This is a genomic window from Tepidimonas fonticaldi, assembly GCF_001675355.1.
Taxonomy (GTDB): domain Bacteria; phylum Pseudomonadota; class Gammaproteobacteria; order Burkholderiales; family Burkholderiaceae_C; genus Tepidimonas; species Tepidimonas fonticaldi.
Window position 1 is genome coordinate 807,243 of the sequence record NZ_LZDH01000056.1, and the last position, 24,633, is coordinate 831,875.

24 protein-coding genes are annotated in these 24,633 nt (G+C 68.9%); 8 read left to right on the forward strand and 16 right to left on the reverse strand.

Features of this window, described 5'->3' with window-relative positions; all coding sequences use genetic code 11:
- Positions 1 to 14: 14 nt before the first annotated feature.
- Positions 15 to 497 (reverse strand): SsrA-binding protein SmpB, encoded by a 483-nt coding sequence (gene smpB / locus A9O67_RS09620; RefSeq protein ID WP_068609576.1) that lies wholly within the window; start codon positions 495 to 497, stop codon positions 15 to 17.
- Between the two features lie 33 nt (positions 498 to 530).
- Between smpB and A9O67_RS09625 the strand changes: the two genes are divergently transcribed.
- From A9O67_RS09625 to guaA, 4 genes are all read left to right on the forward strand, one after another.
- Positions 531 to 980: a type II toxin-antitoxin system RatA family toxin gene (locus A9O67_RS09625; RefSeq protein ID WP_068609577.1), complete on the forward strand. Its 450-nt coding sequence runs from the start codon at positions 531 to 533 to the stop codon at positions 978 to 980.
- Between the two features lie 15 nt (positions 981 to 995).
- Positions 996 to 1,310: an RnfH family protein gene (locus tag A9O67_RS09630; protein ID WP_068609579.1), complete on the forward strand. Its 315-nt coding sequence runs from the start codon at positions 996 to 998 to the stop codon at positions 1,308 to 1,310.
- 84 nt (positions 1,311 to 1,394) lie between these two features.
- Entirely contained in the window at positions 1,395 to 2,867 is a 1,473-nt protein-coding gene (gene guaB / locus A9O67_RS09635; RefSeq protein WP_068609581.1) for an IMP dehydrogenase, read from the forward strand.
- 71 nt (positions 2,868 to 2,938) lie between these two features.
- Complete coding sequence (gene guaA, locus A9O67_RS09640; protein WP_068609583.1) at positions 2,939 to 4,555, forward strand: glutamine-hydrolyzing GMP synthase; 1,617 nt, start codon at positions 2,939 to 2,941, stop codon at positions 4,553 to 4,555.
- Position 4,556: 1 nt separating this feature from the next.
- Here guaA and A9O67_RS09645 read toward each other — a convergent pair whose 3' ends face one another.
- Positions 4,557 to 4,964: a type II toxin-antitoxin system VapC family toxin gene (locus A9O67_RS09645; RefSeq protein ID WP_068609585.1), complete on the reverse strand. Its 408-nt coding sequence runs from the start codon at positions 4,962 to 4,964 to the stop codon at positions 4,557 to 4,559.
- Complete coding sequence (locus tag A9O67_RS09650; RefSeq protein ID WP_068609587.1) at positions 4,961 to 5,224, reverse strand: antitoxin; 264 nt, start codon at positions 5,222 to 5,224, stop codon at positions 4,961 to 4,963. The genes A9O67_RS09645 and A9O67_RS09650 overlap by 4 nt, the downstream gene beginning before the upstream one ends.
- Positions 5,225 to 5,318: 94 nt before the next feature.
- Here A9O67_RS09650 and tadA point away from each other — a divergent pair, with 94 nt between their 5' ends.
- Both tadA and A9O67_RS09660 read left to right on the forward strand, forming a co-directional pair.
- Positions 5,319 to 6,380, forward strand: a complete 1,062-nt coding sequence (tadA, locus tag A9O67_RS09655) for a tRNA adenosine(34) deaminase TadA (RefSeq protein ID WP_082955484.1) — start codon at positions 5,319 to 5,321, stop codon at positions 6,378 to 6,380.
- A 7-nt stretch (positions 6,381 to 6,387) separates the two neighbouring features.
- The gene (locus A9O67_RS09660; RefSeq protein ID WP_068609591.1) at positions 6,388 to 7,308 is read left to right on the forward strand and encodes an LD-carboxypeptidase; all 921 of its coding nucleotides are present in this window, start codon (positions 6,388 to 6,390) and stop codon (positions 7,306 to 7,308) included.
- A 12-nt stretch (positions 7,309 to 7,320) separates the two neighbouring features.
- Here A9O67_RS09660 and cphA read toward each other — a convergent pair whose 3' ends face one another.
- The gene (cphA, locus tag A9O67_RS09665; RefSeq protein ID WP_068609593.1) at positions 7,321 to 9,906 is read right to left on the reverse strand and encodes a cyanophycin synthetase; all 2,586 of its coding nucleotides are present in this window, start codon (positions 9,904 to 9,906) and stop codon (positions 7,321 to 7,323) included.
- A gap of 19 nt (positions 9,907 to 9,925) precedes the next feature.
- A complete protein-coding gene (locus A9O67_RS09670; RefSeq protein WP_068609594.1) occupies positions 9,926 to 12,097 on the reverse strand; it encodes a cyanophycin synthetase in 2,172 nt (723 codons plus the stop codon).
- 181 nt (positions 12,098 to 12,278) lie between these two features.
- Between A9O67_RS09670 and A9O67_RS09675 the strand changes: the two genes are divergently transcribed.
- Both A9O67_RS09675 and A9O67_RS09680 read left to right on the forward strand, forming a co-directional pair.
- On the forward strand, positions 12,279 to 14,567 hold the full coding sequence (locus tag A9O67_RS09675) for a cyanophycin metabolism-associated ABC transporter (RefSeq protein ID WP_068609596.1): 2,289 nt from the start codon (positions 12,279 to 12,281) through the stop codon (positions 14,565 to 14,567).
- 5 nt (positions 14,568 to 14,572) lie between these two features.
- Positions 14,573 to 15,058 carry a cyanophycin metabolism-associated DUF1854 family protein gene (locus tag A9O67_RS09680; RefSeq protein WP_068609599.1) on the forward strand — a complete coding sequence of 162 codons (486 nt, stop codon included), beginning with the start codon at positions 14,573 to 14,575 and terminating at the stop codon, positions 15,056 to 15,058.
- Positions 15,059 to 15,094: 36 nt separating this feature from the next.
- Here the strand turns inward: A9O67_RS09680 and A9O67_RS09685 are convergent, their stop codons facing one another.
- The 11 genes from A9O67_RS09685 to A9O67_RS09735 form a co-directional block, all read right to left on the reverse strand.
- Complete coding sequence (locus A9O67_RS09685) at positions 15,095 to 15,871, reverse strand: ABC transporter ATP-binding protein (RefSeq protein ID WP_068609601.1); 777 nt, start codon at positions 15,869 to 15,871, stop codon at positions 15,095 to 15,097.
- 41 nt (positions 15,872 to 15,912) lie between these two features.
- Positions 15,913 to 17,043, reverse strand: coding sequence for a succinylglutamate desuccinylase/aspartoacylase family protein (locus A9O67_RS09690; protein WP_068609603.1), 1,131 nt, complete (start codon positions 17,041 to 17,043; stop codon positions 15,913 to 15,915).
- Positions 17,044 to 17,757 (reverse strand): ABC transporter permease, encoded by a 714-nt coding sequence (locus A9O67_RS09695; protein WP_068609605.1) that lies wholly within the window; start codon positions 17,755 to 17,757, stop codon positions 17,044 to 17,046. It lies immediately after the preceding gene.
- 18 nt (positions 17,758 to 17,775) lie between these two features.
- Positions 17,776 to 18,471 carry an ABC transporter permease gene (locus A9O67_RS09700; protein ID WP_068609607.1) on the reverse strand — a complete coding sequence of 232 codons (696 nt, stop codon included), beginning with the start codon at positions 18,469 to 18,471 and terminating at the stop codon, positions 17,776 to 17,778.
- Between the two features lie 65 nt (positions 18,472 to 18,536).
- Positions 18,537 to 19,316: a lysine/arginine/ornithine ABC transporter substrate-binding protein gene (locus tag A9O67_RS09705; protein WP_068609609.1), complete on the reverse strand. Its 780-nt coding sequence runs from the start codon at positions 19,314 to 19,316 to the stop codon at positions 18,537 to 18,539.
- A 243-nt stretch (positions 19,317 to 19,559) separates the two neighbouring features.
- Positions 19,560 to 21,074 carry a tripartite tricarboxylate transporter permease gene (locus tag A9O67_RS09710; protein ID WP_068609611.1) on the reverse strand — a complete coding sequence of 505 codons (1,515 nt, stop codon included), beginning with the start codon at positions 21,072 to 21,074 and terminating at the stop codon, positions 19,560 to 19,562.
- Positions 21,075 to 21,084: 10 nt separating this feature from the next.
- Positions 21,085 to 21,576 carry a tripartite tricarboxylate transporter TctB family protein gene (locus A9O67_RS09715; protein WP_331711359.1) on the reverse strand — a complete coding sequence of 164 codons (492 nt, stop codon included), beginning with the start codon at positions 21,574 to 21,576 and terminating at the stop codon, positions 21,085 to 21,087.
- An 88-nt stretch (positions 21,577 to 21,664) separates the two neighbouring features.
- On the reverse strand, positions 21,665 to 22,336 hold the full coding sequence (locus A9O67_RS09720; RefSeq protein ID WP_068609613.1) for an ankyrin repeat domain-containing protein: 672 nt from the start codon (positions 22,334 to 22,336) through the stop codon (positions 21,665 to 21,667).
- The gene (locus tag A9O67_RS09725) at positions 22,333 to 23,184 is read right to left on the reverse strand and encodes a TatD family hydrolase (RefSeq protein WP_068609615.1); all 852 of its coding nucleotides are present in this window, start codon (positions 23,182 to 23,184) and stop codon (positions 22,333 to 22,335) included. The genes A9O67_RS09720 and A9O67_RS09725 overlap by 4 nt, the downstream gene beginning before the upstream one ends.
- A 53-nt stretch (positions 23,185 to 23,237) precedes the next feature.
- Positions 23,238 to 23,618: a PilZ domain-containing protein gene (locus A9O67_RS09730; protein WP_068609617.1), complete on the reverse strand. Its 381-nt coding sequence runs from the start codon at positions 23,616 to 23,618 to the stop codon at positions 23,238 to 23,240.
- Positions 23,615 to 24,628 (reverse strand): DNA polymerase III subunit delta', encoded by a 1,014-nt coding sequence (locus A9O67_RS09735; protein WP_068609979.1) that lies wholly within the window; start codon positions 24,626 to 24,628, stop codon positions 23,615 to 23,617. The genes A9O67_RS09730 and A9O67_RS09735 overlap by 4 nt, the downstream gene beginning before the upstream one ends.
- Positions 24,629 to 24,633: the final 5 nt, after the last annotated feature.

A 24,633-nucleotide genomic window follows, 5' to 3' on the forward strand; every position in this document is an offset into this window, starting at 1 on the left:
AGGGCGGCCGGGGGTCAGCGCATGCGGTGTTTGAGCGCGCGCTCCACCTCGCGCTTGCCCTCGCGCTCTTTGATGGTGTCGCGCTTGTCGTGCTGCGCCTTGCCGCGCGCCAGCGCGATTTCGCACTTGACGCGGCCATTTTTCCAGTGCAGGTTCAGCGGCACCAGGGTGTAGCCCTTTTGCTCCACCTTGCCGATGAGGCGGCGGATCTCGGCCTTGTGCATCAACAGCTTGCGCGTGCGGTCGCTATCCGCCCGAATGTGCGTGGATGTGCTGCGCAGCGGGTGGATCAGGCAGCCGATCAGGAACAGCTCGCCGTCGCGCACCACGACATAGCCCTCGGTGATCTGCACCTTGCCGTCGCGGATGGCCTTGACCTCCCAGCCCTGCAGGACGACGCCGGCCTCGAAGCGCTCTTCGATGTGGTAGTTGAAGAACGCCTTCTTGTTCTCGGCGATGCGGCTGTCGGTGGCGGCTTTGGACTTGGGGGCTGACATGGGACCTACAATCGGGGCAGGGCCGACGATTGTATGAAACCGAAAACCGTCCGCAAGTCCGTGCTCGTCTGGCACAGCCCGCACGAGATGTTTCAGCTGGTCAGCGACGTGGAGCGCTACCCCGAGTTTCTGCCGTGGTGCGCGTCCGGCCAGGTGCTCGAGCGCACGCCGGACGGCATGGTGGCATCGATCGGCATGGCCTTTGGTGGCGTGCGCAAAAGCTTCACCACCCGCAATGTGCACGAGGCCGACCGCCGCATCCATCTGCGCCTGGTGGAGGGGCCGTTTTCCCAGCTGGAGGGGCATTGGGAGTTCTTGCCCGTGGGCGACGGCGACGCGCGCGCCTGCAAGATCGAGTTTTCGCTGCGGTACGGGTTTTCCAGCAGCGTGCTGGCGGCCCTGGTGGGGCCGGTGTTCGACCGCATTGCCGATTCCCTGGTGGACGCCTTCGTCAAACGGGCCGACCAGGTGTATGGGGTGTGAGGTGCAGGGGGTGCGATGCGCGTGACCGTCGTCTGGGCCTCGGCCCCCCGCACCGTGCAGGAGGTCGCCCTGGATCTGCCAGACGGGGCGACGGTGGCGCAGGCGCTGGCCGTTACCGGTTGGGACCTCGGGCCGCTCGATGCGAGGCCGGGCGGCTTGGCGTCGAGCGTCTGGGGTCGGCGTGTGACCCCGGATACACCGCTGCGCGACGGTGACCGGCTGGAACTGACCCGCCCGCTGCGGGTGGACCCCAAGGTCGCGCGGCGGGAACGCTTCCAGCGCCAAGGCGCGCGCGCGGCTGGCCTGTTTGCCCGCACCCCCAAACGTTGACGCGCCGGGGCTCACCCTTCGGGCGGACCGGGCCCCGTGCGGTGCCGATGCCCCGAATACAATAGCGCTTTTGGAGCCCATCCCATGCGCCTGCTCGGAAAAGCGTTGACCTTCGACGATGTGTTGTTGGTCCCCGCGTACTCGCAAGTTCTGCCCAAGGACACGTCGCTGGCCACCCGCTTTACCCGCGACATCACCCTCAACCTGCCGCTGGTGTCGGCCGCCATGGACACCGTCACCGAGGCCCGGCTGGCGATCGCCATCGCGCAGGAAGGCGGCATCGGCATCATCCACAAGAACCTGTCGGTGCAGGAGCAGGCCGCGCAGGTGGCCAAGGTCAAGCGCTACGAATCCGGCGTGCTGCGCGACCCGGTCGTCATCAGTCCCGACACCACGGTGCGCCAGGTCGTCAGGCTGTCGGACGAGCTGGGCGTGTCGGGCTTTCCGGTCGTCGAGGGTGGCAAGGTGGTCGGCATCGTCACCGGGCGTGACCTGCGCTTCGAGACGCGCATGGACGCCCCGGTGCGCGAGATCATGACGCCGCGCGAGCGGCTGGTCACCGTGCCGGAGGGCACTACGCCGGAGGCGGCCAAGGCGCTGCTGAACAAGCACAAGCTGGAGCGGCTGCTGGTCGTCAACGACGCCTTCGAGCTCAAGGGCCTGATCACCGTCAAGGACATCACCAAGCAGCTTAATTTCCCCAACGCCGCGCGCGACGACAACGGCCGCCTGCGCGTCGGCGCCGCGGTCGGCGTCGGCCCCGGCACCGACGAGCGCGTCGAGGCGCTGGTCAAGGCCGGCGTGGACGTGATCGTCGTCGACACCGCGCACGGCCACAGCAAGGGCGTGCTGGACCGCGTGCGCTGGGTCAAGCACAACTTCCCGCAGGTGCAGGTCATCGGCGGCAACATCGCCACTGGCGAGGCCGCCCGCGCGCTGGCGGAGGCCGGCGCGGACGCGGTCAAGGTCGGCATCGGGCCGGGCTCGATCTGCACCACGCGCATCGTCGCCGGGGTCGGCGTGCCGCAGATCACCGCCATCGACAACGTGGCCACGGCGCTCAAGGGGACGGGTGTGCCGCTGATCGCCGACGGCGGCATCCGCTACAGCGGCGACATCGCCAAGGCCCTGGCCGCCGGCGCGCACTGCGTGATGATGGGCGGCATGTTCGCCGGCACCGAGGAGGCGCCCGGCGAGGTGATCCTGTACCAGGGCCGCAGCTACAAGAGCTACCGCGGCATGGGCTCGATCGGTGCGATGAAGGCCGGCAGCGCCGACCGTTACTTTCAGGAAAACGACGAGGCCGCCAACCCCAACGCCGACAAGCTGGTGCCCGAGGGTATCGAGGGCCGCGTGCCGTACAAAGGCTCGGTGGTGACGATCATCTTCCAGATGGCCGGCGGCATCCGCGCGGCGCTGGGCTACTGTGGCTGCGCCAGCATCGCCGAGCTGCACGAGAAGGCCGCCTTCGTCGAGATCACCGCCGCCGGCATCCGCGAAAGCCACGTGCACGACGTGCAGATCACCAAGGAAGCGCCGAACTACCGGCTGGATTGATACCACGCCGTGCCGAGGGCCGCCAGCGAGGCGGCCCTTCGCTTTGTCGGCCCCGCAGCGGATATGACCCGATGAACCACGACAAGATCCTCATCCTCGACTTCGGCTCGCAGGTCACGCAGCTGATCGCGCGGCGCGTGCGCGAGGCGCACGTCTATTGCGAGGTGCACCCCTGCGACGTCAGCAGCGAGTGGGTGCGGCAGTACGCCGCCGACGGGCGGCTCAAGGGCGTGATCCTTTCGGGCAGCCACGCCAGCGTCTACGAGGTGGACGACCGCGCGCCCGATGCGGTGTTCGAGCTGGGCGTGCCGGTGCTGGGCATCTGCTACGGCATGCAGACGATGGCACAGCAGCTCGGCGGGCGCGTGGAGGGCTCGCCGGTGCGCGAGTTCGGCTACGCCGAGGTGCGCGCGCGCGGCCACACCGCGCTGCTGAAGGACATCGCCGACTTCCACACCCCCGAGGGGCATGGGATGCTCAAGGTGTGGATGAGCCACGGCGACAAGGTGGTGGAGCTGCCGCCCGGCTTCAAGCTGATGGCCAGCACCGACTCCTGCCCGATCGCCGGCATGGCCGACGAGGCGCGGCGCTTCTACGGCGTGCAGTTCCACCCGGAGGTGACGCACACCGTGCAGGGGCGGGCGATCCTGGAGCGCTTCGTGCTGGAGATCTGCGGCGCCAGGCCCGACTGGATCATGCGCGACCACATCGAGGAGGCGGTGGCGGCCATCCGCGCCCAGGTCGGCGACGAGGAGGTGCTGCTGGGCCTCTCGGGAGGGGTCGATTCCTCGGTGGCCGCAGCGCTCATCCACCGGGCGATTGGCGACCAGCTCACCTGCGTGTTCGTCGATCATGGCCTGCTGCGCCTGCACGAAGGCGACATGGTGATGGACATGTTCGCCGGCAAGCTGCACGCCCGGGTGATCCGGGTGGACGCCAGCGACCTGTTCCTGCGCGAGCTGGCTGGCGTGACCGACCCCGAGCGCAAGCGCAAGATCATCGGGCGGCTGTTCGTCGATGTCTTCAAGGCCGAGGCGGAAAAGCTCAAGGCCGCGCGCCCCGGCTCCAAGGGCATCCAGTGGCTGGCGCAGGGCACCATCTACCCGGACGTGATCGAGTCCGGCGGCGCCAAGAGCAAGAAAGCCGTCACGATCAAGAGCCACCACAACGTCGGCGGCCTGCCCGAGCAGCTGGGCCTCAAGCTCCTGGAGCCGCTGCGCGACCTGTTCAAGGACGAGGTGCGCGAGCTCGGCGTGGCGCTCGGCCTGCCGCACGACATGGTGTACCGCCACCCGTTCCCGGGGCCGGGCCTGGGCGTGCGCATCCTGGGCGAGGTGAAGAAGGAATACGCCGACCTGCTGCGCCGGGCGGATGCCATCTTCATCGAGGAGCTGCGCTCCACCATCGAGCCGAACTCCGGCAAAAGCTGGTACGACCTCGTCAGCCAGGCGTTTGCGGTGTTCCTGCCGGTCAAGAGCGTCGGCGTGATGGGCGACGGCCGCACCTACGACTACGTGGTGGCCTTGCGCGCGGTGCAGACGAGCGACTTCATGACGGCGGATTGGGCCGAGTTGCCCTACAGCCTGCTCAAGCGCGTCTCCAGCCGCATCATCAACGAGGTGCGCGGCATCAACCGCGTCACCTACGACGTCAGCTCCAAGCCGCCAGCGACGATCGAGTGGGAGTGACTCAGACCCAGTCCTCCACGCGCAGCCCCTGCACCCGTTCGAACTCCCGCATGTTGTGGGTAACGAGCGTGGCGTCCTCGGCCAGGGCGTGGCAGGCGATCCAGAGATCGTTGGCCCCGATCGGGGTGCCGGCCTGACGCAGCCGGGTCGATTGCTCGGCGTAGTGGCGGCAAATTGCCGGTCCCCTGGGGTAGAGAACGGTGACGATCCGGGTCAGCTCCTGCAGGCGGCGCAGCACCTGGGCCCTGCGGTTGCTTCGCTCGGCGCCGGCCAGCAGTTCGCCCCAGGTGACGAACGACATCACGAGGCGGTCGTCGTCGGCGAGCGCGTCGACGCGCTGGGCCACCGAGGGCGGCTGCTGCTTGATCAGGTAGATCAGGATGTTGGTGTCGAGCAGGTAGGTCGTCACAGGGCCTCCCGCTCCTGGGGCGGCTGTGCGTTGCAACGGTCGTCTTCCAGCGCCGCTACGAAGGCCTCGTCCTCGTCCCGCAGGGCCCGCGCGGCCGCCAGCAGCGCCTCTCCGCGGCGAAGGCGCAGCGGGTGCAGGACGAGGTCGCCCGCCTCGTTGCGCGAGATGGCGACGCGGTCGGTGTCGAGGCGGAATTCGGCCGGGATGCGCACCGCCTGACTGTTGCCGTTGTGGAAGACGCGCGTGGTCACGGTCGTCATGGGTGGGTTTCCTGGGTCGTAGCTGGGGTCGCCGGATGTGTGTATTGTCATAGATGTACGTCCGGGCGACAAGCTGCGCTACAGTGGCACTACGATGGAGCCAACCCCCACTCACCCCGAAGACACACGCTACATGGCCGAAGCGCTGGCGTTGGCGCAGCAGGCAGCCGAGGCCGGCGAGGTGCCGGTGGGGGCCGTGGTGGTGCATGCCGGGCGCATCGTCGGCCGGGGGCACAACCAGCCGGTGGGCAGCGGCGATCCCACGGCGCATGCCGAAATCGTCGCGCTGCGCGAGGCCGCACGCACACTGGGCAACTACCGCCTGGACGGCTGCACGCTGTATGTGACGCTGGAGCCGTGCGCCATGTGCGCGCAAGCGGCCTTGCACGCGCGGGTGGCCCGCGTGGTCTATGGTGCGGCGGAGCCCCGCACGGGGGCGGTGGGATCGGTCGTGGATCTGTTTGCCCTGCCGGCGCTCAACGCGCACACCGCCGTGGTGGCAGGGGTGCAGGCCGAGCCGGCGGCGGCCCTGATGCGGGCCTTTTTCGCCCGCCGGCGCCGCGAGCAGCGGGCCGCCGCCGAGCCGTTGCGCGAAGACGCGTTGCGCACCCCCACCGCGGCCTTCAAGGCCGTGTGGCAGCGGGCAAGTGCCTGGGGGGTGACACCCCAGGCTTCCCATACGCGCCAGGATTTGCCCAGTCTGGACGGGCTGCGCTTGCACTGGGTGGATGTGGGGCCATCGGACAGCACGGCGCCGTGGCTTTGTCTGCACGGGCCGCTGGCGTGGTGGCCGCAATGGGGGCCGTGGCTGCCGCCCCGGCTGGCGCAGGGCGAGCGCTGTTTGGTTCCAGACCTGATCGGCTTTGGCCAGAGCGACAAGCCCAAAAAGCCCGCGTGGCACAGTCCCGCGCGCCATGCCGCAATCCTGCGCGACTGGCTGGATGCGCTGGCCGTGGACACCTGCCGGCTGGCCCTGGCCCCCGGCGCGGAAGCCCTGTGGCCAGCGCTGCAGACCGCCCTGGGGCCGCGCGTACGGGATGTGCTCCATGTGCCGGCGGAGGAGCTGCTGCCCCCCGCTGGGGACTGGCTGGATGCGCCCTTCCCCGATCGCGGTCACCGGGCTGGCCCCCGGGCGCTGACCGGTGCGGCCCGATAATCGGGCCATGCCCAGTCTGTACATCTACTCCCCCAGCGGGGCGGTGCGCGACCGCGCCGCCTTTCGGCGCGCCGTGCGCCGCTTGCAGGCCGCCGGCTACGAGGTCGCGGTGGACCCCGCGGCGCTGGCCCGACACCAACGCTTTGCGGGCGATGACGATGCGCGGCTGGCCGCCATCGAGCGCGCGGCCGCCAGCGGTGCGGACGTGGCGCTGACCACGCGCGGGGGCTATGGCCTGACCCGTCTGCTGCCGCGCCTGCCATACGATGCGATCGACGCCGCCGCGTGCCGTGGCATGTCGTGGGTGGGGCTGAGCGATTTCACTGCGTTTGGCCTGGCTGTGCTGGCCCAGCGCGGGACGGCCACCTGGGCCGGCCCGGCGGTGATGGAGGACTGGGCGGTCGATGCGCCGGACGACATCACCACCGCCTGTTTCGATGACCTGGCGCAGGGCGTGGGGGAGGGTTCCGGCTGGCGGCTGCCGCTGTCCGACCTGCGGGCGCACCCCGAGCTGGCGGCCGGCTGGCGTGTGGAAGGCGCCATGCTCTGGGGAGGCAATCTGTCGATCCTGGCCGGGCTGGTGGGTACCCCCTACTTGCCGTCGGTGGATGGCGGATTGCTGTTTTTGGAGGATGTCGGGGAACACCCCTACCGCATCGAGCGGATGCTGACGCAACTGCTGCTTGCGGGGGTGTTGGGGCGGCAAAAGGCCATCCTGTTGGGCGCGTTCAACCGCTTTGCGCTCACGCCCCACGACCGGGGGTTCCGGCTCGAGACGGTGGTGGCGTGGTTGCGCGCCCAACTGCCCGGGGTGCCGGTGCTGACCGGGCTGCCGTTCGGCCATGTGCCGACCAAGGTCGTGCTGCCGGTGGGGCGGCCCGTCGATGCGATGGTCGAGGGCCGCGACGCCTTGTTGTTCTGGGGCTGATCCGCCGGCCGATCAGGCCGCGACCGCGGCCGCCTCCGCCACGCGGCGCGCGATGTGTGCCAGCGCCTCGTCCACCTGATCGATGAGGATCAGGCACAGGTCGCCGGGCTGCAGGCGCGCCAGCGCCGTGTCGATGGCCAGGAACTCGCCCCGGATGGCGGTGTGCCAGCGGGTCTTGGGCGCGCCTTCGAGGCCCTGCTGCAGCAGGGCGATGACTTCGCCGTCCGCCCGTCCGCGCTGGCAGGCGTCCTCGAACAGCACCACTTCGTCGAAGACCTGGCCGATCTGGCGGGTTTGGTCCACGATGTCCTGGTCGCGCCGATCGCCGGCCGCGCTGATGACTGCGACCCGCTTGCCTGCCGGCAAGGCCTCGGCGGCGCGGCACAGCGCGGCGATCGCATCCGGGTTGTGACCGTAGTCGGCAATCACCGTGGCGCCGCGGTACTCGAAGCGGTTGAACCGGCCGGGCACGGTGGCGGCGTCGGAGGCAAAGCTCTCCAGTCCGCGGGCGATGGCATCCCATGGCACCCCGACGGCCCACGCCGCGGCGATGGCGGCCATGGCATTGTCGACCTGAAAGCCCAGCGCCCCGCCATCGGTCAGCGGGATCTGGGCCAGCGGCAGGCGCACCTGCCAGCCCCCTTCGGCCGCGACGATGTGCCCGTCTTCCACGAACACCACGCGCTTGCCCAGCGCGCGGTGGGTGGCGATGACCGGGTGGTGCGGCGCGGGGCCGAAATAGGTGATCTGGCCCGGGCAAAAGTCCGCCATGGCCACGCAGTGGGGGTCGGCCGCGTTGAGCACGGCCATGCCCCCGGCGGCCACGTTCTGCACGATCACGCGCTTGAGGACGCTCAGGTCCTCCACGGTGGTGATGTAGTTGAGGCCCAGGTGGTCGCCCGTGCCGATGTTGGTGACGACGGCCACCTGGCAGCGGTCGAACGCCAGACCCTCGCGCAGAATGCCCCCGCGGGCGGTCTCCAGCACGGCGGCATCCACATCGGGGTGGGCGAGCACGCGGCGGGCGCTGCGCGGACCGCTGCAGTCGCCTCTGTCGATTTGCCGGCCGTTGACATACACCCCGTTGGTGTCGGTGAAGCCCACGCGCCAGCCGCGCTGTTCCAGCAGGTGCGAGGTCAGGCGCACGGTGGTGGTCTTGCCGTTGGTGCCGGTGACGGCGATGACGGGGATGCGCCCGTCCTCGCCCGGCGCGAACATATGGTCGATGATGGCCTGCCCGACGTTGCGTCCCTTGCCAAAAGAAGGGCTGAGGTGCATGCGTAGGCCCGGCGCGGCGTTTACCTCGACGATGCCGCCGCTTTGCGACTCCAGCGGCTCGACCACGTTGCGGCACACCACGTCCACACCGCACACGTCCAGCCCCACCGTCATGGCAGCGGCCACGGCGCGCTGCGCCACCAGTGGATGCACCTCGTCGGTGACGTCGGTGGCGGTGCCGCCGGTGGACAGGTTGGCGTTGTTGCGCAGCACGACGCGCGCACCGCGCGGTGGCACCGAGTCCGGCGTCAGCCCCTGCTGTGCCAGTCGGTCGATGGCGATGTCGTCGAGCCGGATGCGCGTCAGCGGCGTGGCGTGCCCATCGCCGCGCCGAGGGTCGGCATTGACCGCGTCCACCAACTGGCGCACGGTGTGCACCCCATCCCCCACGACCAGCGGCGGATCGCGGCGCGCCGCGGCCACCAGCTTGCGCCCGACGACCAGCAGCCGAAAATCGATGCCCGGCAAATAGCGCTCGACCATCACCTCGCTGCCGTAGTGGCTGGCGACTTCGTAGGCGGCCAACACCTGCTCGCGCGTCTGGATGTTGACCGTCACGCCCTTGCCCTGATTGCCGTCGCGCGGCTTGACGACAACGGCCCCGCCCAAGGCCTGTGCGGCCCGCCAGGCGTCCTCGGCGTCGGTAACGGGGCGCCCCAGCGGCACGGGCACGCCGGCCGCGTGCAGCAGTTTTTTCGTCAGCTCCTTGTCCTGCGCGATCGCCTCGGCAATCGCGCTGGTGGTGTCGCACTCCGCCGCCTGGATGCGGCGCTGCTTGCTGCCCCAGCCGAACTGCACCAGACTGCCCGTGGTCAGGCGCCGGAAGGGGATGCCGCGCGCGACGGCCGCATCGACGATGGAGCCGGTCGAGGGGCCCAGGCGGATGTCCTCGTCCAGTTCTTTCAGCCGGCCGATGGCGGCGGCCGTGTCGTAGGGCTGGTCGTCGCGCGCCGCCTGCAGCAGCTCCAGGGCCGTGTCGAAGGCCAGACGCCCGACTTCCTCCACGGTGTACTCGACGACGACCTGGTAGATGCCCGGCTCGGGCGCGGCGATGGTGCGGCTGAAACTCAGCGGGCAGCCGGCGTGGGTCTGCAGCGCCAGGGCGGTGATCTCCAGCGCGTGCGCCATCGACACCACGCCGTCGGCGGTCGGCTCCGGCAGCATGCCCAGCTCGGGGAAGCGCTGCCGCAGCCGCGCCTCGAAGCCGGCCAGGCGGCGCAGGTCGGACTCCTCTGGCGTGCAGTGCACGGTCGCTTCGATGGCCGTGTAGCGGCTCCACAGGTTCGGGCCCCGCAGGGCCCGCAGGCGGGTGACGTTCATGGCGGCTCGGGCAGCAGTGTCAGAGGACGGAGAGTTGAGGGGCGGCGGTTTCGATTCCGGCACGGATCAGGCCGAGGGGCAGGCCCAGCGCCACGGCGGCGCCCAGCACGGCCAGCAGCGTCTCGACCCGGATGTGGCGCAGCACGGCTTGCACGCCGGGGTGGTCCAGATCCAGCACCGGGGTGGTGCCGTTGGCGCGCACCAGCACGGCTTGCCGTCCGTCGACGGTCAAAAAGCGCCGGCCATCGGCCACATGCGCCTCGCGCGCCGTGTGGCGCGGATCGGTGCTGAACAGCAGCACATCGCCGTCGCACAGCTCGGCCAGGCTGGCGCACACGTCGCAGTCGGCATTGAGCACGGCGCACCCCTGCGGCAGCACCACATCGACCTGGGTGCGCAACACCTTGCGCATGTGCTCGCGGGTGGTGATGTAGTGGTCCTCCAGCCCTTGGGGTTCGGGCACGTCGGTCACCACGCCCACCAGACAGCGGTCGTAGGGCAGGCCCTCGTCCAGCATGCTGCGCGGGGAGTTTTCGATTACGGCCGCATCGACGCAGCGGTTCATGAGGATGCGCTGGCCGGCCTCCCAGTCCGAGGGCAGGCTGGCGTCGATGGGGTGGGACTGCAGGTACAGGCGCCCCCCGCACGAGACGCCGACGGTGTGGTCGGCGCGTTGCAGCAGCGACCCGATCAGCAGCGCTAGCGGTGCCGTCTCCCGGGTGCCGGTGATGCCGACGACGGGGATGCGGCCATTCTCTTGCCCGGGGAATAGGTGATCGACGATGGCCTCGCCCACCGGGCGCGGCTTGCCGTTGGCGGGCTTGAGGTGAGGCAACAGCCCGGGGCCGGCGTTGACCTCCACGATCGCCCCGCCCTGCGCGGCGAGGGGCCGGCCGATGTCTTCCACCACCAAGTCGATGCCCGCGATGTCCAGCCCCACCACGCGGGCGGCCAGGGCCGTCAGCTCGGCCACGTCCGGGTGCACCAGGTCGGTCACGTCGTCCGTCAGCAGCCCGGTGCGCTGCACCAGCACCTCGCGGCCGGCCTCGGGCACGCTGTCGGGCTCCAGCCCTTGGCGGCGCAGCTCCAGCATCACGTCGCGGTTTTCGGGCAGGCGGATGGTGTCGAGCGGGAACTCTTCCTCCTCGCCCCGCCGGGGGTCGCTGTTGATGTCGCGCTCGATCAGTTCGCGCACGCTGTGCACCCCGTCGCCGACGACCACCGCGCGCTCGCCGCGCGAGGCAGCGACCACGCGCCCCCCGATCACGAGCACCCGGTGTTCGTGGCCGCGGATGTAGCGCTCGACCATGACTTCGGAGCCCTCACGGTCGGCGAGCTCGTAGGCGATGGCGATTTCCTCGCGCGTGCGCACATCCAGCGAGACCCCACGCGCATGGTTGGCGTCCACCGGCTTGACGACCACGGGCAGCCCGATTTCCTCGGCCGCAGCCCAGGCATCGTCGGCGCTGGTGACCACGCGCCCCTCCGGCACCGGCACGCCGCACTCGGCCAGCAGCCGCTTGGTCAGGTCCTTGTCGCGCGAGATGGTCTCGGCAATCGCGCTGGTGCGGTCGGTTTCGGCGGTCCAGATACGGCGCTGGCGCGCACCGTAGCCCAACTGCACCAGGTTGCCGTCGGTCAAGCGGATGTGCGGGATGCGGCGCGCCGTCGCGGCATCGACGATGGCCGCGGTGCTCGGTCCGAGGGCATGGCGGTCGATCAGCCCTTTGAGGCCCTTGACCGCCGCCTCCACGTCATAGGTTTGGTCCTCGATGGCGGCCATGAGCAGGTCGCGCGCATCGAGCAGGGCCTGGCGGGCGACTTCCTCCTGGCGGGCGCGGATCACCAGTTTGTAGATGCCACGCTCGCTGGTCGAGCGGGTCTGCCCGAAGCTGGTCGCCATGCCGGCCAGGTTCAGCAGCTCGATGGCCACGTGCTCCATGATGTGGCCCGGCCACGTGCCTTCGCGCAGCCGCTGCAGAAAGCCTCCCCGCTCCCCGACGCCGCAGTGGTGCTCGATCAAGCCCGGCAGCCAGGCCGTCAGCCGCTCGTACAGGCCGGGGATGGTGTTGGAAGGGCAGTCCTCGAGATCGCCGATGTCGATCAGCGCCTCGATCGCGGCCCGGTAGGTCCAGAGGTTGGGTCCGCGCAGGTGGTGCATGCGCAGGATCCGGATGGTCTTGTGCGACATGGAAAAAACGTTGTAGGGTCGAACGGGCCCGACCGTCGCCGTGCGGGGGCGCTGCGCGATCCGTCGCATCCACGCGGCCCGGGTCGGCCGTAGAATGCGACGCCCGCGCGCCAGCATCGCCGATGGATATTGTGATCCAGCGGCCCGAGACTGGTGGCATTTGGTGAAACGAAATTGCAACATGTCGTATCCGACGCCATCGACCCCCGCCTGGGCGGGACTGCCCGCCGCGTGGCGCCCCGCCGTCGAGCGCACCGAGGCGGCCGGGGAGGGTGCCGCCGGTGGCGTCTGGCTGCTGACCGACCTCGACACCGAGCTGCGCTTTCGCGAGGGTTTGCTGTGGATCGCGGCCGGCCGGCTGTGGTGGGCGGCCGAACCGCAGGCCACGCCGGTGAGTTGGCCCATCGAAGCCGGTCTGGCCTTGTGGATGAGCGACCACAACGGCGTGGCCGCGCTGGAGCTGGTGCGCGAAGCCCGCGACGGCGCCTCCGCCGAGCGGCTGGCGGTGTGGCGCTACACCCTGGGGCGCCAAGTGCCCGCGCGGCGGCTGATGGAGCGCTTCGAGGCCCTGCGGGATGCCGCCGGCCGCCCGGTCACCGTCCCCGACGCGGCCGCGTTGCAGTGCCCGGTTTGCCACGCCCCGATGGAGCCGGAGGACGACGAATGCGCCGTCTGCGCCCAGGTGGTGCACACCCCGCCGTCCACGCTGACGCTGTTGCGGCTGTGGCGTTTTGCGCGGCCCTATCGGTGGCAGTTGCTGGCGGGGTTTTTGCTGACGCTGGCCGCCACGGCGGCCACCCTGGTGCCGCCGTACCTGACCATCCCCCTGATGGACGATGTGCTGATCCCCTACCAGAGCGGGCAGCCGATCGACGTGGCACGGGTGGGCTGGCTGCTCGGCGGCCTGCTGGGCGCTGCGCTGCTGGCCTGGGGCCTGGGCTGGGCCAAGACCTACATCCTGGCGCTGGTGTCGGAGCGCATCGGCGCGGACCTGCGCACCACCACCTATGAGCACCTGCTGGGCTTGTCACTGGAATATTTCGGCAACCGCCGCACCGGCGACCTGATGGCGCGCATCGGGTCGGAGACCGATCGCATCAACATCTTCTTGTCGCTGCACCTGCTGGACTTCGCCACCGACGTGATCATGATCGGCATGACGGCGGTGATCCTGTTTTCCATCAGCCCGACGCTGGCGCTGGCGACCTTGCTGCCGCTGCCGCTGATCGCGTGGTTGATCCACGTGGTGCGCGACCGGCTGCGCACCGGGTTCGAGAAGATCGACCGCGTCTGGGCCGAGGTGACGAGCGTGCTGGCCGACACCATCCCCGGCATCCGCGTCGTCAAGGCGTTTGCGCAGGAGGGGCGCGAGGCCGAGCGCTTTCGCGAAGCCAACCGGCACAACCTGGCCGTCAACGACCGGCTCAACCGGCTGTGGTCGCTGTTTTCGCCGACGGTGTCGCTGCTGACGGAAATCGGCCTGCTGGTCGTGTGGGGCTTTGGCATCTGGCTGGTGGCGCGCGGATCGGTCACGGTGGGCGTGCTCACGGCTTTTTTGGCCTATATCGGGCGCTTCTACACCCGGCTGGATTCGATGAGCCGCATCGTCTCGGTGACGCAAAAGGCCGCCGCGGGCGCCAAGCGCATCTTCGACATTCTGGACCACGTCTCCAGCGTGCCGGAGCCCGCCCAGCCCGTGCCACTGCCCGCGGTGCAGGGCCGCATCGAGGTGCGGGGCGTGACCTTCCGCTACGGCAACCGCTCGGTCATCCAGGGGCTGGACCTGGATGTGCGCCCGGGCGAGATGATTGGCCTGGTCGGCCACAGCGGCTCGGGCAAGAGCACGCTGGTCAACCTGATCTGCCGCTTCTACGACGTGGCCGAAGGGCAGATCCTGGTGGATGGTGTGGACATCCGGCAACTGCGCGTGGCCGACTACCGCCGCCACATCGGCTTGGTGCTGCAGGAGCCGTTCCTGTTCTTTGGCACGATTGCCGAAAACATCGCGTACGGGCGCCCCGATGCGACGCGCGAGGAGATCATCGCCGCCGCGCGCGCCGCGCATGCGCACGACTTCATCCTGCGCCTGCCGCAGGGCTACGACTCGTTGGTGGGCGAGCGCGGCCAGGGCCTCTCCGGTGGCGAGCGCCAGCGGATCAGCATCGCGCGTGCGCTGCTGATCGACCCGCGCATCCTGATTCTGGACGAGGCCACCTCCAGCGTGGACACCGAAACCGAAAAGGAAATCCAAAAGGCGCTGGACAACTTGGTCCGCGGGCGCACGACGATCGCCATCGCGCACCGCCTGTCCACCCTGCGCCGGGCCGACCGGTTGGTGGTCATGGACAAGGGCCGCAAGGTGGAGGAGGGCAGCCACGACGAGCTGATGGCCCGTCAGGGCGCCTACTGGCGGCTTTACCAGGCGCAGGCCCGTCAGGCCGAGGCCGAGCGCGAACTGCTGAAGGATTAACCGCCATGACGACGAGCCTGCCCGCCACCCAAGCCCCTGAACTGCGCCGCAACAGCGCCGGACGCCTGGAATGGCGTGGCCCCGATGGGGAATGGGTCAGTGGCGTGGTGCCGGTGCGCGCCTTCCCCATCCAGGCCCCCGACCGGCATGTCTCGCTCGTCGGGCCGGACGGTCACGAAGTCGCGTATGTCGAGTCGCTGGCGGCACTGGATGCGCCGACCCGCGCCCTGATCGAGCAGGCGCTGCACGAGCGGGAGTTCACCCCCGTCATCCGGCGCTTGCTGGAGGTGAGCAGCTTTGCCACCCCCAGCACCTGGACCGTGGAGACCGACCGCGGCGTCACGCGCTTCGTGCTCAAGGGCGAGGAGGACATCCGCCGCCTGGCGCGCGATGTGTTGCTGATCCAGGACAGCCACGGTGTGCAGTACCTGATTCGCCGACCGTTGGAATTGGATCGGCACAGCCGGCGTCTGCTCGACCGTTTTCTGTGACCAAACAACCCATTTATTGACAATGGGTTGTTGACGTCACTTCAAGTTACCACTGAGGAATTGCTGCAGCCGTTCGCTGCGCGGCGACGTGAGCACCTGCCGCGGGTCGCCCTGTTCCTCGATGCGGCCCTGATGCAAAAAGACGACGTGGTTGGACACCTCGCGGGCAAAGCCCATCTCGTGCGTCACCACCACCATCGTGCGGTGCTCCTCGGCCAGGCCCTGCATGACGCGCAGCACCTCGATCACCAGCTCCGGATCCAGCGCGCTGGTGGGTTCGTCGAACAGCATCACCTCGGGCTCCACCGCCAGCGCGCGCGCAATCGCCACCCGCTGTTGCTGTCCGCCGCTCATGTGGGCGGGGTAGCGGTCTTCCACACCCTTGAGGCCGACCCGGTCCAGGTATTTGCGCGCGGTGGCGACGGCCTGCTCGCGCGGCACCTTCAGCACATGGACGGGCACTTCGATGATGTTTTGCAGCACCGTCATATGGCCCCAGAGGTTGAAGTTCTGGAACACCATGGCCAGCCGCGTGCGCAGGCGTTGCAGTTGTGCGGGATCCGCCGCCTGGAGGTCGCCATCGGGGCCGGGCTTGAGCCGCAACTCCTCGCCGGCCACGACGATGCGCCCCGCGTGCGGCCGCTCGAGCAGATTGATGCAGCGCAGAAACGTGCTCTTGCCGGACCCCGAGCTGCCAATGATGCTGATCACATCGCCGGCGCGCGCCGTGAGGGAGACGCCTTTGAGCACCTCGTGCGCGCCGTAGCGCTTGTGGATGTCTTCGACCTGGAGTTTGACGGGGGCAGTGCTCATGGCAAGGGATGCGTGGGGGCCAGGCGGGGGGCAAGAGGGGCTCATTCGGACAGCAGGTAGCCGTGGCGCACGGGCTGGCTGCCGGCCACCTTGGCCACCGTCAGTCCGGCGGGGGCATAGCGTTCGCGGGCCCGGGCGTACAGCACGCCCCCCTGGGCAGTACGCAGGGTCGTGGTGTGGCCAGTAACAGGGTCGATGACCTCGGCGACGGCGTCGCCGGGGGCCAGCCGTGCGCCGGTGTCGGCCAGAAACACGAGCACGCCGGGGCAGGGCGCCTTCAACGGCTCGGAGCCAGCCAGCGGCGTGGGGGCGCAGGCTGGATCGGGCATGGGCCCAGGGTCGCAGGCCACCGCGCCCAGGTGCTGCAAATATCGCCAGATGCCATCGGCATCGCGGGCCGCCCAGGCGTGGCCGACGTCCGCTTCGCCGCGCAGTTCGACCGTCGCGCTGGCGCAGGCCTGGGGCAGCGGCACCGGGCGCCCTGCCGCCGACAGGCGCGCCGCCAACTGCGACCATAGACCCGAGAGCTGCTCGTCGAACGGCTGGCCGCCGGCGCCATAGTCGGCAACCAGCACCGTCTGCGCCTGCAGCCAGCGCGCCAGGGGTTCGAGCGCGGGCCAGCAGGCGGTCTCGCTGTACAGGTGCAGCACGGCTTCGGAGTCGCAGTGGAGATCGAGGACGACATCGGCATCGGCCGCCAGGCGGAACAGCGCCAGCCGCAGGCCTTCGAGTTCGGTGACCGGTGTTTGCTCGGCCAGCCAGTCGAGCACGGCCTGCCGCACCCGCCGGACATTCTCCGCCGCGTCCCCGCCCAGGGCAGGGCCCACCCGATCGAACGCCACCTGGGCCAGGTCCGGGTAGCCGCGGTTGAAGTTTTCGGAGGTGTTGAGCTCGAAGCGGCCCATGGGCCGGTGGTCGATGCGCTGGGCCAGCCCGATCGGGTTGGCCACCGGGACGAGCACGACTTCGCCGCGGATGGCGCCCTGCGCCTCGGCGGCGGCGAGCTTCTGGCGCAGGTGGTGGGCCACCAGCATGCCGGGCAGCTCGTCGGCGTGCAGGCTGGCCTGGATGTACACCTTGGGGCGAGCCCCGGGCGTGCCGAAATGCAGGCTGGTGACCGTGCGGGCACTGCCGAGGCTGGTGCAGGGCAGGGGGTGGTGACGGACGTCCATTCAGGTGCGGCGCGGCGCCAGGTGGGCCAGGAAGCGGCGCTCGGCCAGCTTGAACATGCCCACCAGCGTGAAGGTGATGCCGAGGTAGATGGCCCCGGCGAACAGATAGGCCTCGAAGGGCAGGTAAAAGTCGGAGTAGACGCGGCTGGCCGCCGCGGTCAGATCCGTCATCGCGGGCACGGTGCTGGCCAGACTCGTGCTGTGCAGCATCATGACAACCTCGTTGCTGTAGGCCGGCAGTGTGCGCCGCAGCGCGCTGGGCATGACGATGCGCCACAGCACCTGGCGGGGCGACATGCCCATCGCGCGCGCGGCCTCGATTTCGCCATGCGGGGTTTCGCGGATGGCCCCGGCCAGCATCTCGGCCGTGTAGCCCGCCGTGTTCAAGGCGAAGGCAAGCAGGGCGCAGAAGAACGCCTCCTTGAACCAGGTCCAAGGCCAGATCTCGTCCCAACGCGCCTGGATCCAGTCCAGTTGCGCAATGCCGTAATAGATCAGATAGACTTGGATCAGCAGCGGTGTGCCGCGGATGACGTAGGTGTAGCTGCCGACCAGCCAGCGCAGCCAGGCATGGCGGCTGTTGAGCGCCAAAGCCAGAAACAGGGCCAACACGCCCCCGACCGCCAAGGACGACAGCAGCAGCTTCAGCGTGGTCCACAGCCCCTGGCCATAGAGCTCGAGCTGCGCCGGTTCGAAAATCACAGACCAGTTCACGGTGACACGCCCGCCCGATCAACCCTGCCACGAGGTGACGCGCCGCACCCCGAGGCTGTAACGGTCGTTGAGGCGGCGCAGCGCCCACAGCGACACCGACGTGTAGATCAGAAACAGCGCCCCCACGAACAAAAAGAAGAAGAACGGCTCGCGCGTCGCGGCCGAGGCCTGTTTGGCCAGAAACGTCATGTCCTTGAGCCCGATCAGGCTGACCAGAGCGGTGCTTTTGATCAGGACCAGCCAGTTGTTGGTGAAGCCGGGCAGGGCGTAGCGCACCATTTGCGGCAGCGTGATGCGCACGAAGGTCTGCAGCCGGCCCATGCCGAAGGCCCAGGCCGCCTCCATCTGTCCGCGCGGAATCGCCAGAATTGCCCCGCGAAACGTCTCGGTCATATAGGCGCCGTAGATGAAGCCGATGGTCAGCACGCCCGCGACGAAGGGGTTGATGTCCACCGGCTCGGCGCGGCCGAGCGACTCCAGCAGCGCGTTCAGTCCAATCGTGCCGCCATAGAAGACGAGCAGCATCAGCACCAGCTCCGGCACGCCACGCACCACGGTGGTGTAGACCGTGGCCACGCCGGTGAGCAAGCGGCGCCCGGAGAGCTTGGCGGTGGCGCCGAGCAAGCCCAGCACGATCGAGACGGCCAGCGACAGCAGCGACACCGCCACCGTCAGCAGCGCGCCTTCGAGGATCGCGGGAATGTAGTCGAGCATGTGCCAATGAAAAACGCGTCGCGCCGGTGCCCACCGGCGGGCGACGCGCCCTTCACCCCGTCAGATCAGTTGCCGTACGGATCGAAGTCGAAATACTTCTTGGCGATTTTCTCGTACGTGCCGTCGGCGCGGATCGCCTTGATCGCCGCGTTGATGTCGGCCTTGAGCTTGTCTTGGCCCTTGCGCATGCCCACGCCGACGCCGTAGCCGAAGTACTTGACGTCGTACAGATCCGGGCCGACGAAACCGTAGCCCGTGCCTTCCGGCTTGCGCAGGAAGCCGCCGCGCACCTCGACCTTGTCGGCCACGGTGCCGTCGAGCCGGCCGGATTTGATGTCCAGATACACCTGGTCCTGCGCCTCGTAGGGGATCACCTGCACGCCGGCGGGCTTGAGCTCACCCATGGCGTACTTCTCTTGCGTGCTGCCCTTGAGCACACCGATCTTCTTGCCCTTGAGCGACGCCGGGCCGCTGTAGGGGGTGCCTTCCTTGACGACGATGCCGCTCGGGGTCTTGTAGTACTTGTCGCTGAAGTCGATGACCTTTTTGCGGTCGTCGGTGATCGACATCGAGCTGATGATGACGTCGTACTTGCGCGCCTGCAGGCCGGGGATCATGCTGTCCCACACCTGTTCGACGTACACGCACTTGCGGTTGAGCTTGGCGCAGATGGCCTCGGCAATGTCGACGTCGAAACCGGTCGGCTTGCCATCGGGCGTCTTGTAGGTGAACGGCTCGTAGGTCGCATCGATGGCGACCTTCAGCTCGTTGCCCTGGGCCTGAACGGCACCGGTGGACACGACGGCCGCAAGACCGATGGCTTGCAGAATGTGGCGGCGCTTCATGAGGGTGTCACCCGAAGTTGAACATGAGCGCCATTGTAGACAGGCGAGTGCCCCGTGCCGACTTGTGGTTTTCCCTTTGAGTGCTCCGTTTGGCGTGCTTGCCACAGGCGGGCTTTCTCACTCGTTTCTCTGACTTAACATAATACACATTGTGGAACATTTATCGGGGCCGATTCCAAGCGCAAGACTGGTCCGGCAGCACGGCCAACGCCATGCCGCCAGACACCGGAGCCGCGGCGAACGTCAGTCCTCCGCAAAGGCTTCTTCCCGGCGCTTTTTGATCGACGGCAGCGCCACGACGATCAGCAGCAACACGGCAGCGACCAGCAGACCCGCCGACAGCGGCCGGGTGACGAACACGCTCCAGTCCCCGCGCGACAGCAGCAAGGCGCGGCGCAGGTTTTCTTCCATCATGGGGCCCAGGATCAGGCCCAGCAGCAGCGGCGCCGGCTCGCAGCCCAGCTTGATGAAGACATAGCCCAGAATGCCGAACAGCCCCACCATCCACACATCCCACGTGTTGTTGTTGGTGGAATACACGCCGATCGCGCAAAACAGCACGATGGCCGGAAACAGCCAGCGGTATGGCACCGTCAGCAGCTTGATCCAGATGCCGATCAGCGGCAGGTTGAGGATGACCAGGATGGCGTTGCCGATCCACATGGAGGCGATCAGCCCCCAGAACAGGTCCGGGTTGTTGGACATGACCATCGGCCCGGGCTGGATGTTGTGGATGGTCATTGCGCCCACCATCAGCGCCATCACGGCGTTGGGCGGAATGCCCAGCGTCAGCAGCGGGATGAACGACGTTTGCGAGCCGGCGTTGTTGGCCGCCTCGGGGGCCGCCACGCCGCGGATGTTGCCGTGGCCAAACGGCTTTTCATCGGGGGCCAGGCGGGTTTTCTTCTCGATCGTGTAGGCGGCAAACGACGACAGCAACGCGCCGCCGCCCGGCAGAACGCCCAGGATGGCCCCGAGCGTCGTGCCGCGCAGGATGGCGGGCGTCATCAGGCGGAAGTCGCGCCGCGACGGGAACAGCCCCTTGAGCTTGGCGGTGAACACCTGCCGCTGCTCGGCGGGCTGCGAGAGGTTGTGGATGATCTCCCCGTAACCGAACAGACCCATCGCGATGACGATGAAGCCGATGCCGTCGATCAGCTCGGGGATTTCGAAGGTGTAGCGGGCAACGCCGGAGTTGATGTCGGTGCCGACCATGCCGATCAGCAGGCCCAGGATGATCATCGCGATGGCTTTGAGCAGTGACCCGGAGGCCAGCACCACGGCACCGATCAACCCCAGCACCATCAGCGAAAAGTACTCGGCCGGACCAAACTCGAAGGCCAATTCCGTCAGCGGAATGGCAAACGCGGCGAGCACCAGCGTCCCCACCGTCCCGGCAAAAAAGGAGCCGATCCCCGCCGCTGCCAGCGCCGGCCCCGCCCTGCCCTGGCGCGCCATTTGGTAGCCGTCCAACGTGGTCACGACGGAGGATGCCTCGCCCGGCAGATTGACCAGAATGGCCGTCGTCGAGCCGCCGTATTGCGCCCCGTAATAGATCCCGGCCAACATGATCAGGGCCGCGACCGGGGGCAAGGCATAGGTGGCCGGCAGCAGCATGGCGATCGTCGCCACAGGCCCCAGCCCGGGCAACACGCCAATCAGCGTGCCCAACACACAGCCGATGAAGGCGTAGATCAGGTTCTGGGTGGTGAAGGCGACCGAGAATCCGAGCGCCAGATTGTTCAGCAGGTCGGTCACGGCATCCCCCTCAACCCGAAATGAAGGCCGGCCAGGCCTGGAACGGCAGCCCCAGCAGCCGGATGAACAGCACGTCGCTGGCGGCGGCCAGGATGATGGCCAGCATCGCGACTTCGCGCGGCTGGAAGCGGTCGCCCGCGATCGAGGCGACGACGACGAGCGCGACCACGGACGCGATCAGCCCCATGGGCGGCAGGCCGATGACAGGCAGCCCCCCCAACAGGACACCAAAGATCACATTGGCGCCAATGATGTACAGCAGCGGCTTGAACGCGATGCGCCCCAAGTCCCCCGCCGGGTCGCGCGTGTCGCCGAGCGCTTTCAGCGTGATGAGTGCGCCCAGGATCGCCAGGATGACCCCGAGCGCCAGGGGAAAGTACCCCGGCCCCATGCGGGCCGAGCTGCCCACCTCGTACTCCAACGCGCCGATGGCAAAGGCGCCGCCGGTGACGGTGAACAGCAGCCCGGCGACGAAATCTTTCTGGTTGCGGATGGCCAGCACGGTTTCTCCTCCAACGATGGCGCAGCGGATTGTCCCCGATTCGGCGCCGTGCCGCCTCCGGGTCTGCCCTTGGGCGCGGGCAGGCCGGCTACCAGGTGCCGCGGGGTTGGCGCGCCCGGATGGCCGCCGCGATCAGCTCGACGACGCTTTGTCGGCTCACCTGGCGGGCGAAGTCGATGGCGTCGAGCCCCTGCTGATTGCGCAGGGTCGGGTCGGCGCCCTCCTCCAGCAGCAGGCGCACCACCTCTTCGCGCCCGTAGCGGGCGGCCATCATCAGCGGCGTCGTGCGGTTGGGTGATTCGGCGTCGATGTAGGCATGGTGCTCCAGCAGCAGCCGCGTGATGGCCAGCGCGTGCCCGCCCTTGTTGGTGGCCGCGTAGTGCAGCGGTGTCCAGCCCGGCCGGTTGACCTGCGCGCCCCGGGCCAGCAACTGCTGCACCACATCCAGATGGTCGCGCAGCGCAGCCATCATCAGCGCGTTCTCGCCCACCGCATTGACCGCATCCACGTCGACCGCGGGCTGTGCGATCAGGTAGCGCGCGACCGCCAGGGCGTCGCGTTGCAGGGCCAGCACCAGGGCCGGGTTGAGGTCGGGGTCCGGGGTATTCAGATCGAGCCCGCGCGCGTGCAAATCCCGGACCGTGGACAGGTCGTCGCGGATCACCGCAGTGATGAACTGGTCGTAGGCGCGTTGCGCCTGCGCCCCGCCAGAGGATAAAAAAACCGCAATCGAAAAAAGAAGATAGAGAATCTTTTTCATGCGATTTCTGCGCGGGTGGGCGCGACCGCCCGGGCGGCACGGGTGAACAACCGATCAAAGTTGGCGCTGGTGGCCTCGGCCACGGCATCGACGCTCAGGCCCTTGAGCTCGGCCAGTTGCGCGGCCACATGCGGCACATACGCCGGGGTGTTGGTTTTGCCGCGGTGCGGCACGGGGGCCAGGTAGGGGCTGTCGGTCTCGATCAGGCACCGATCGAGCGGCACGAAGCGGGCCACCTCCCGCAGGTCGGCGGCGTTCTTGAACGTGAGAATCCCCGAAAACGAAATGTAGAACCCCAGGTCCAGCGCCGCGCGCGCGACCTCCCGGGTTTCGGTAAAGCAGTGGAACACCCCCCGGGCCTGCGGGCGCTCCAGAGGGGCGTCGGCCGCAAAACCGCCCTCTTCCCGCAGAATGGCCAGCGTGTCGTCCGAGGCGCTGCGGGTGTGGATGATCAGCGGCAGATCGGTCTGGCGAGCGGCCCGGATGTGGATCCGAAAGCGCTCGCGCTGCCATGCCATGTCGGCCACCGTGCGCTCGCCCAGCCGGTAGTAGTCCAGCCCCGTTTCGCCGATGCCGATCACCCGCGGCAGCGCGGCGCGCTCGACCAGATCGGCCACGGTGGGCTCGCGCACCCCTTCGTTGTCCGGGTGCACGCCGACCGTCGCCCACAACTGGGGGGCAGCGCCCGCACCGTCGAGGGCCAAGCGGTGTACGGCGTCAAAGCCTTCCAGGGTGGTGCAGATGCACAGCGCCCGCAGCACGCCGGTGGCACGCATCGCCGCCAGGATCTCGGGGTATTGGGCCTGCAGCTCGGGAAAGTCCAGATGGCAATGGGAGTCGGTGAACATGCAAATGGGAGTGCTTGGGGGGCCGCCCGTCGATTGCGGTGGCAGCTGTTGGTTCAAAGGGTCTGGGTCGGCCGGTCGGAAGCCAGGTGCGCGCCCAGGATTTCTTCGATCCGTGCCCGCAGCGCGCGGGACTTGTCGTCCGCCGGGAAGCGCACCCCGATTCCCGGCGTGCGCGATCCCGTCGCTCCGGCGGGCGTGATCCAGGCCACCTTGCCGGCGACGGGATAGCGCTGCGGGTCCTCGGGCAGCGTGAGCAGCACGTACACATCCTGTCCCAGCGTGTACTGGCGCGAGGACGGCACGAAAATGCCCCCCTCCGTGAACAAGGGGATGTAGGCCGCGTAGAGCGCGCCTTTTTCCTTGATCGACAGTTGGATGACCGTGGGGCGCGGATGGGAGGCCGCGTCGCCGCCGGCCGGCGAGCCGGTGTTCATGCCCGCGAGTGTATCGCCGCGGTGGCGGGCTGCCCGGAGGTGCGGGCGAAAACCGCGCGGGTGCGCTCGGCCCATGCCTCGGCCCACAGCCCGGCCTGCAGCGGGTGTTCGGCCGTGCGCCATGCTTGCTGCAAAGCCCGCCAGTAGCCGGACAAGCGGCGCGCGACGGGGTCGGGCGGCAACGCCTCGGCGGCAAAGTAGCGCGGGGGCGCCCCCGCTGCCACGGCCATGGCGTCGTGGCACAGCAGCATCAGCACCTGCAGCTGCCGCGGGATGGGCCAGTCGACGATGGCGGACCAGTCCCCTTGCGCCAGCTGGCGGGGGAGATCGGCCCACAGCCGTGCGGTCACCCCCAGTCGGGCCCAGGCCAGCGCTTCCTGCGGCCGGCCGCCGGCCGCCTGCCAGCATGCCGCCCAGTCCGCCTCGGTCAGCGCCCGGGTCGACGTGGACCCCTCCCCCGCCGTCTGCATCAGCCAGGCCTGGCCCTCGGCCTCGGTGGGCCAGGCCATCGCGTGGGTTTGGCAGCGGCTGCGGATCGTGGGCAGCAGCAGGTGCGCGGCCTCGGTCGCTAGGATGAACCGCACGCGCCCCGGGGGCTCCTCCAACGTCTTGAGCAGCGTATTGGCCGATTCCACATTCAGCCGCTCGGCGGGGTGGATCAGCACGACCTTGCCCTGTCCCCGTGCGTGCGTCACCTGGGTGAACGCAACCGCCGCGCGGGTGGCTTCCACCCGGATCTGGCGGCTGGGCTTGATCTCCTTGCGCTCGATGCGCTCTTGGGTTGCTGCGTCCAGCGGCCAGCCCAGGTCGAGGGCCTGCTGTTCGGGCATCAGCACGAACAGATCGGCGTGGGTGCGCACGTCGATGGCGTGGCAGGCGGGGCAGTCGCCACAGGCCCCGTGCGCGCCCGGCCGTTCGCACAACCAGGTGCGCGCGAGCGCGAGCGCCAAGTCGTACTGGCCCAGCCCCGCCGGGCCGGTCAGCAGAACCGCGTGGCCGCGCAGCGACATCAGAT

Excerpts from the sequence above, each read along its gene's own strand:
- smpB (WP_068609576.1), bottom strand. The coding sequence starts at position 497 with ATGTCAGCCCCCAAGTCCAAAGCCGCCACCGACAGCCGCATCGCCGAG.
- A9O67_RS09625 (WP_068609577.1), top strand. The coding sequence starts at position 531 with ATGAAACCGAAAACCGTCCGCAAGTCCGTGCTCGTCTGGCACAGCCCG.
- A9O67_RS09630 (WP_068609579.1), top strand. The coding sequence starts at position 996 with ATGCGCGTGACCGTCGTCTGGGCCTCGGCCCCCCGCACCGTGCAGGAG.
- guaB (WP_068609581.1), top strand. The coding sequence starts at position 1,395 with ATGCGCCTGCTCGGAAAAGCGTTGACCTTCGACGATGTGTTGTTGGTC.
- guaA (WP_068609583.1), top strand. The coding sequence starts at position 2,939 with ATGAACCACGACAAGATCCTCATCCTCGACTTCGGCTCGCAGGTCACG.
- A9O67_RS09650 (WP_068609587.1), bottom strand. The coding sequence starts at position 5,224 with ATGACGACCGTGACCACGCGCGTCTTCCACAACGGCAACAGTCAGGCG.
- tadA (WP_082955484.1), top strand. The coding sequence starts at position 5,319 with ATGGAGCCAACCCCCACTCACCCCGAAGACACACGCTACATGGCCGAA.
- A9O67_RS09660 (WP_068609591.1), top strand. The coding sequence starts at position 6,388 with ATGCCCAGTCTGTACATCTACTCCCCCAGCGGGGCGGTGCGCGACCGC.
- cphA (WP_068609593.1), bottom strand. The coding sequence starts at position 9,906 with ATGAACGTCACCCGCCTGCGGGCCCTGCGGGGCCCGAACCTGTGGAGC.
- A9O67_RS09670 (WP_068609594.1), bottom strand. The coding sequence starts at position 12,097 with ATGTCGCACAAGACCATCCGGATCCTGCGCATGCACCACCTGCGCGGA.
- A9O67_RS09675 (WP_068609596.1), top strand. The coding sequence starts at position 12,279 with ATGTCGTATCCGACGCCATCGACCCCCGCCTGGGCGGGACTGCCCGCC.
- A9O67_RS09680 (WP_068609599.1), top strand. The coding sequence starts at position 14,573 with ATGACGACGAGCCTGCCCGCCACCCAAGCCCCTGAACTGCGCCGCAAC.
- A9O67_RS09685 (WP_068609601.1), bottom strand. The coding sequence starts at position 15,871 with ATGAGCACTGCCCCCGTCAAACTCCAGGTCGAAGACATCCACAAGCGC.
- A9O67_RS09690 (WP_068609603.1), bottom strand. The coding sequence starts at position 17,043 with ATGGACGTCCGTCACCACCCCCTGCCCTGCACCAGCCTCGGCAGTGCC.
- A9O67_RS09700 (WP_068609607.1), bottom strand. The coding sequence starts at position 18,471 with ATGCTCGACTACATTCCCGCGATCCTCGAAGGCGCGCTGCTGACGGTG.
- A9O67_RS09705 (WP_068609609.1), bottom strand. The coding sequence starts at position 19,316 with ATGAAGCGCCGCCACATTCTGCAAGCCATCGGTCTTGCGGCCGTCGTG.
- A9O67_RS09720 (WP_068609613.1), bottom strand. The coding sequence starts at position 22,336 with ATGAAAAAGATTCTCTATCTTCTTTTTTCGATTGCGGTTTTTTTATCC.
- A9O67_RS09725 (WP_068609615.1), bottom strand. The coding sequence starts at position 23,184 with ATGTTCACCGACTCCCATTGCCATCTGGACTTTCCCGAGCTGCAGGCC.
- A9O67_RS09730 (WP_068609617.1), bottom strand. The coding sequence starts at position 23,618 with ATGAACACCGGCTCGCCGGCCGGCGGCGACGCGGCCTCCCATCCGCGC.
- A9O67_RS09735 (WP_068609979.1), bottom strand. The coding sequence starts at position 24,628 with ATGTCGCTGCGCGGCCACGCGGTTCTGCTGACCGGCCCGGCGGGGCTG.